Here is a 6,318-nt window from a genome sequence, read left to right as displayed (position 1 = left end):
AACATCGCGCGCGTGTCCGGCACTTCCATCATGATCTCGTGCTCGGCCTTGGGGACGACGACGAGTTCGCCGTTCTCCCAGTGTTCCATCACCTTGTGAACAGGCTCTGTCGCCACGATCCGTTCGTCTGCCCCCAGAAAAGTGAGCGTCGGGATCGCAGGCGGCGGCGTGCGGGCGAGCGAGGCGGTTTCGCGCAGGGCGAGGTAGAGCCACGTGACCGAGGGGCCGCCCAAGGCAAGCTCCGGGTGCGCGACGAGTTGGCGCTGCATGAAGGCCCACATCTCGGGGTCTTTGGTCAGCTGGTTGTCGTCGAACGGGGCGATCTGCACGTAGCCTTCGCGCTTGGTCGCGGGTGACAGCTTGGTGCCGTCGCCGAAGGAATGGGTGAGCCAGGACAGCGACCAGGCCACGGGCCGCAGCCATGTGGCGAGACCGATGCCCCACATCGGCGCCGAAAACACCGCCGCGTTCACGGGCAGGTTGCGATGCAGCGCGCGCAGGCCGATGCAGCCGCCCATGGAGTGACCGATGAGATAGTAGGGTTTGGGCAGGTCGAGCTCGGCCACCGTCGCCATGACCGTGTCGACATCGACCTGATAATCGTCGAAATCCGCGACATGGCCCAGAAGCTTGTCCTCGGCCACCCGATCGGCGATGCCCTGACCGCGCCAGTCCACCGCAATCATGCCATAGCCCTGTGCCGCGAATTCGGCGGCGGCGGGCCCGTATTTTTCCGCGTATTCCGTGCGGCCGGGGAACAGGAGCACCGTTCCCCGCGCCTTGCGCCGTCCCGATTTCGGCCAATGGGCCAGACGGATCTTCACCCCGTCGGGGCAGGTGAGCCAATAGGCCCGCCCGCCTTTCGGCCCCTCGGCCACATCGTCGAAGAGCGGCGCGTCATCCATCAGGCGAGGATCGCGCCCAGCTTCATGGCGGTGCCCATGTCGCCGTCCACGGCAAGCTTGCCGCCCATGAAGGCCGCCGTCGGGTTCAGGTCGCCCGACATCATGGATTCGAAGGTTTCGGCGCTGGCGGTCAGGGTCACGTCGGTGTCCTCGTCGCCGGCATGGGCGCCGTTGCCGTCGACCACGACCGAACCTTCGCCTTCGATCACGAATTTCGCCGTCGAGTCGAAATCCTGACCTTCCATCTTTTCGTTGAGTGCGGTCACTGCCGCGTCGATCACGTCGCTCACCTCAGGGTCCTCCGAATATTGGTTGAGATGCCAAGTTTACGTCCCCGTCAGGTTAGCAGGCACACGCAGGGCGCGAAACAGGGGATCGCGCCAAATGACGTGCGGTTAGCGCCATATATGGCGTGCGGTCGCGACATGGTGATGACAGCCGCGCGCGTCCGGCGCTAGGCTGTGGGCATGAGACGCATGATCCTGACGCTTTGCCTATTGGCCAACCCCGCATTCGCCGCGGATGCCGAGCGGTTGAACGAGTTGTTCACTTCGCTCGAAAACGCGGATGAGACCAGTTGGGAGCAGATCGAGAACAAGATCTGGTCGGAATGGTCCGAGTCCGGCTCGCCCGCGATGGACCTTTTGCTGCAACGTGGGCGCGAGGCGACGACCGAAGAGCGGTACGAGGAGGCGATCGAGCATCTGACCGCGCTGGTCGAGAACGCGCCCGACTTCGCCGAGGGCTGGAATGCGCGGGCCACAGCTTATTACGCGGCCGGGCTGATCGGCCCGTCGCTGCACGACATCGCGCGCACGCTGGAACTGGAGCCGCGCCATTTCGGGGCGCTGTCCGGGCTCGGTCGTATCCTCGAGGAAACCGGCAACGATCCTGCCGCGCTCGAAGCCTATTCCGAGGCGCTGTCTATACATCCCCACCGACCGTCGCTAATCAGGGCCGTGGAGCGGCTTGAGGGCGCGCTCGAAGGAAAGTCCATCTAGCGCGCCGACTTGCGCGACGGGGAGCGTGGATGCCGGGCATCACGGCCGTTCTCGGCCCGACGAATACGGGCAAGACTCACTACGCCATCGAACGGATGCTGGCGCATCGCACGGGAGTCATCGGGCTGCCGCTGCGCCTTTTGGCGCGCGAGGTCTATGACCGGATCGTCGCGCTGCGCGGGCCGAGCGTCGTGGCGCTGGTTACGGGCGAAGAGCGGATCGTGCCGGAGCGGACGCAATACTGGGTCTGCACGGTCGAGGCGATGCCGGAGGGACTGGGCGCCGATTTCGTCGCCATCGACGAGATCCAGCTTTGTGCAGACCCTGAACGCGGCCATGTGTTCACCGAACGCCTGCTGAACGCGCGGGGGCTGCATGAGACCCTGTTCATGGGGTCCGACACCATGCGCGGGGCGATTGCGGCGCTGGTGCCGAAGGTGCAGTTCATGCGGCGCGAACGATTCTCGTCGCTCACCTACGCCGGGTCGAAAAAGATCAGCCGGATGCCGGGGCGTTCGGCTATCGTCGGCTTTTCCGTCGACAACCTCTATGCGCTGGCCGAGTTGATGCGGCGGCAGAAGGGCGGGGTGGCCGTGGTCATGGGGGCGCTGTCGCCCCGGACCCGGAACGCGCAGGTCGCGATGTATCAGAACGGCGACGTGGATTACCTTGTCGCCACCGACGCCATCGGGATGGGCCTGAACCTCGACGTGAATCACGTGGCGTTCTCGGCGCTGTCGAAGTTCGACGGGCGGCGCATGCGGGGGCTTGCGCCGAATGAGCTGGCGCAGATCGCGGGGCGGGCCGGGCGGTATATGTCCGACGGGTCGTTCGGCGTCACGGGTGAAGCACAGCCGCTTGAGGATGAGGTGGTCGAAGCGATCACCAACCATTCCTTCACGCCGCTCCGAAAGCTCAACTGGCGCAACTCGGACCTTCAGTTCGGCACGGCGCAGGCGCTTATCGCCTCGCTCGAGGTCGGGACGGATGACGAATGGCTGATGAAGGCGCGCGAGGCGGACGACCTGATCGCGCTACGGGATCTGGCGGACGATCCCGTGGTCAGTGCGCGGGCGCATGACGGCAAGAGCGTGCGCCTGCTTTGGGACGTGTGCCGGGTGCCCGACTTCCGGGGCATCAGCCAGACCGAGCATGTGACGCTGCTTCACAGGCTTTTCACAGACCTGCACGAATATGGCCGCGTGAACGAAGATTGGTTCGCGCGGCAGGTCAAACGGATTGATCGGACTGATGGCGAAATCGACACCCTGTCCAAAAGGTTGGCGTATATCCGCACATGGACCTATGTGGCGCAGCGAAATGGGTGGCTTGCCGACGAAGGCCATTGGCGCGGCGAAACCCGTGCGGTAGAAGACCGCCTGTCGGATGCGCTTCACGCCGCACTGACCAAGCGATTTGTCGACCGGCGCACATCCGTGCTTTTGCGCCGGTTGAAGCAGAAGGAGGGCCTTGTGGCCGAGGTGAACGACAAGGGTGAAGTGAGCGTCGAGGGCGAGTTCGTCGGTCGGCTGGAAGGGTTCAGGTTCCGGCAGGACACGTCGTCGTCGCCCGACGAGGCCAAGACTTTGCGTCAGGCATCCGTCGCCGCGCTGGCCCCCGAGTTCCATCTCAGGGCGGATCGGTTCTACAACGCGCCCGATACCGAGCTCGATTTCACCGAGCAGGGCGGGCTGATGTGGGGCGACAACGCCGTCGGCAAGCTGGTCAAGGGCGACGACATCCTGCGCCCGCGCGTGCAGGCCTTCGTCGATGACGAGGCGGGGACCGAAGTGGCCGAAAAGGTCACGCGTCGCTTGCAGCATTTCATCGACCGCAAGGTGGCAGGCCTGTTCGAGCCGATGCTGGGAATGCAGAAGGACGAGGCGCTGACCGGGCTGGCCCGTGGCTTCGCGTTCCGTCTGATCGAGGCTTTGGGCATCATCCCGCGCGGAAACGTGGCCGGTGAGGTCAAGGAACTCGATCAGGACGCGCGCGGTAGCCTGCGCAAGCATGGCGTCCGGTTCGGGCAGTTCACGATCTTCATGCCGCTGCTTTTGAAGCCCGCCCCGACGCGCCTGCGTCTGGTGTTGTGGAGCCTGTTCAATGGGCTGGACGAATTTCCCGAAGCGCCGCCGCCGGGTCTGGTCACGATCCCCGTGATCGAAGGCGTGGGCGACGAGGTTTATACGCTGTCCGGCTATCACAAGGCCGGGGCCCGCGCGATCCGCATCGACATGCTGGAACGGCTGGCCGACCAGCTTCGCGCGCAGGATTCCAAGGCCGGGTTCGAGGCGAACCCCGACATGCTGTCGATCACCGGCATGACGCTGGAGCAGTTCGCGGACCTGATGTCCGGTCTTGGATACAAGGCCGAGAAGGGCGAGCGGCCCAAAGCCAAGCCGGTGAGCGAGGCCGAGGCGACGCCGGAGGCTGGCGAGGCCGAGCCGCAACCGATTCCCGAAAGCGAGGGCGCATCCGAGGCCGAGGCCACGCCGGATGCCGAGCCGTCGGCCGAGCCTGAGGTCGAAGTCTACTACACCTTCACCTGGGCCGGGTTCGCGCGCAAAGGCGGCGGCGCCCCGCGCGGCGGCGAACGTCGCGGACAGGGCGGCAAGCCGCAGGGTGGCAAGCCCAAGGGCAAGGGGCCGCGTCGCGAGGGCGACCGGGGCAAAGGCGGGCAGGGCGGCAAGCCCAAGACCTTCTCGTCCAGGCCGCCGAAGAAGGACAAGCCGATCGACCCGGACAACCCGTTCGCGCAGGCGCTCATGGGGCTCAAAGACAAGAAATGACCGAGGTGCCGGAGGGCCAGCCGTCCGCGAACGGGCCGCGCGCCACGATGCGGGCGGACAAATGGCTCTGGCACGCACGGTTCTTCAAGACACGTGGACTGGCGACGAAACTGATCGCCGCCGGACACCTGCGGGTGAACGGGACCAAGGTCGCCAAAGCTTCGCACGGGATCGGGGCAGGGGATGTGCTGACCTTTCCGCAGGCCCGGCGCGTGCGTGTCGTCCGGCTCAAGGCCTTGTCCGAACGGCGCGGACCGGCCCCCGAGGCGCAGGCGCTGTACGACGATCTGAGCCCGCAGGAAACGCACGTTCCGGCGAATCCCGGTTTCGAAGGAAAGGGTCGTCCCAGTGCGAAAGATAGACGCAACGCACGTCTTTACGATCCGTCCCGGCTTGAATGATTGCGCCGGGGGCGGTAGGCACAGCCGAAACGACCGGTATCTGGACCTGACATGACATATATCGTCAACGACAAGTGCATCGCCTGCAAATACACCGACTGCGTCGAAGTCTGCCCCGTGGATTGCTTCTACGAGGGGGAGAACATGCTGGTGATCCACCCCGACGAATGCATCGACTGCGGTGTGTGTGAGCCGGAATGCCCGGCGGACGCCATTCGCCCGGACACCGAGCCGGAAGCGGAGAAGTGGGTCGAGTTCAACCGCAAGTACTCGGAACTCTGGCCGGTCATCATCGAGAAGAAAGACCCGCTCCCCGAAGCCGAAGAGCGCGACGGGGAAGAGGGCAAACTGGAGAAGTACTTCTCCGAAGCGCCGGGCGGCTGATTCGCCCGATCCGCGCTGCGGCGCGGCGAAAACAGCGGCTTTCATAGGCCAAACTCCGCGGATTCAGGGGGGATTCACCCGAATCCGCCGTGAACCCTTTGAAATTCGGCGATTCTGCGCTATATAGAACTTCGCTGTGAACCATGACACCTGACCAGCGCCCATTGGGGGCCAAATCTGGGCGTGCCTGAATTGCGAAAAACAATCGCGACGATGTAAGGAAGCTTTCCTTGCACCGTGCGTTTTTGTCGCCCAGGTCGCGAGGTGCTGAAAGGAAGTACTTGAAGATGAGCAAAGCCAAGAAGCTTGATTTCCGCCCGAACGAATACGTCGTCTATCCCGCGCATGGCGTCGGACAGATCGTATCCATCGAGGAACAGGAAGTCGCCGGGCTTACGCTGGAACTGTTCGTGATCTCGTTCGAGAAGGACAAGATGACGCTGCGCGTTCCGACCAACAAGGCGACCGAAGTGGGTATGCGCTCGCTCTCGTCGCCGGATGTCGTGTCCAAAGCCATGGATACGCTCAAGGGCAAGGCTCGCGTGAAGCGTGCGATGTGGTCGCGCCGGGCGCAGGAATACGAACAGAAGATCAACTCGGGCGATCTGATCTCGATTGCCGAGGTCGTGCGCGACCTGCACCGCAACGACGACCAGCGCGAGCAGTCCTATTCCGAGCGTCAGCTTTACGAAGCGGCGTTGGAGCGTCTGACGCGCGAAGTGGCTGCGGTGTCCGGTGGAGACGAAGCTGCCGCGCAGGAAAAGGTCGACGGCGTTCTGACCTCGCGCGCCGCCTGATCCGCGCAAAACACTCAAGTTTCCAGAAAACGCCGCTCCGC

At 64.4% G+C, this 6,318-nt stretch carries 7 protein-coding genes; 5 read left to right on the top strand and 2 right to left on the bottom strand.

All coding sequences use genetic code 11. The features are described 5' to 3' along the window. On the bottom strand, positions 1-905 hold a 905-nt coding region (locus RB2654_RS05605), incomplete at its 3' end, for an alpha/beta fold hydrolase (RefSeq protein WP_008329423.1). Beyond that, a complete protein-coding gene (locus RB2654_RS05600; RefSeq protein WP_008329421.1) occupies positions 905-1,195 on the bottom strand; it encodes an SCP2 sterol-binding domain-containing protein in 291 nt (96 codons plus the stop codon). The genes RB2654_RS05600 and RB2654_RS05605, both read right to left, overlap by 1 nt. 177 nt (positions 1,196-1,372) lie before the next feature. Here RB2654_RS05600 and RB2654_RS05595 point away from each other — a divergent pair, with 177 nt between their 5' ends. From RB2654_RS05595 to RB2654_RS05575, 5 genes are all read left to right on the top strand, one after another. Further along, a complete protein-coding gene (locus RB2654_RS05595) occupies positions 1,373-1,906 on the top strand; it encodes a tetratricopeptide repeat protein (RefSeq protein WP_246146594.1) in 534 nt (177 codons plus the stop codon). A 29-nt stretch (positions 1,907-1,935) separates the two neighbouring features. Next, a complete protein-coding gene (locus RB2654_RS05590) occupies positions 1,936-4,695 on the top strand; it encodes a helicase-related protein (RefSeq protein WP_008329417.1) in 2,760 nt (919 codons plus the stop codon). Beyond that, positions 4,692-5,096: an RNA-binding S4 domain-containing protein gene (locus RB2654_RS05585; RefSeq protein ID WP_008329415.1), complete on the top strand. Its 405-nt coding sequence runs from the start codon at positions 4,692-4,694 to the stop codon at positions 5,094-5,096. Before RB2654_RS05590 ends, RB2654_RS05585 begins: the two co-directional genes overlap by 4 nt. A gap of 51 nt (positions 5,097-5,147) precedes the next feature. Then, complete coding sequence (gene fdxA / locus RB2654_RS05580; protein WP_008329412.1) at positions 5,148-5,480, top strand: ferredoxin FdxA; 333 nt, start codon at positions 5,148-5,150, stop codon at positions 5,478-5,480. 287 nt (positions 5,481-5,767) lie between these two features. Further along, the gene (locus tag RB2654_RS05575) at positions 5,768-6,277 is read left to right on the top strand and encodes a CarD family transcriptional regulator (protein ID WP_008329411.1); all 510 of its coding nucleotides are present in this window, start codon (positions 5,768-5,770) and stop codon (positions 6,275-6,277) included. The last annotated feature ends 41 nt before the right edge of the window (positions 6,278-6,318 follow it).

This window comes from Maritimibacter alkaliphilus HTCC2654 (assembly GCF_000152805.1).
Classification (GTDB): domain Bacteria; phylum Pseudomonadota; class Alphaproteobacteria; order Rhodobacterales; family Rhodobacteraceae; genus Maritimibacter; species Maritimibacter alkaliphilus.
This window is presented reverse-complemented; position numbering and strand designations above follow the sequence as displayed.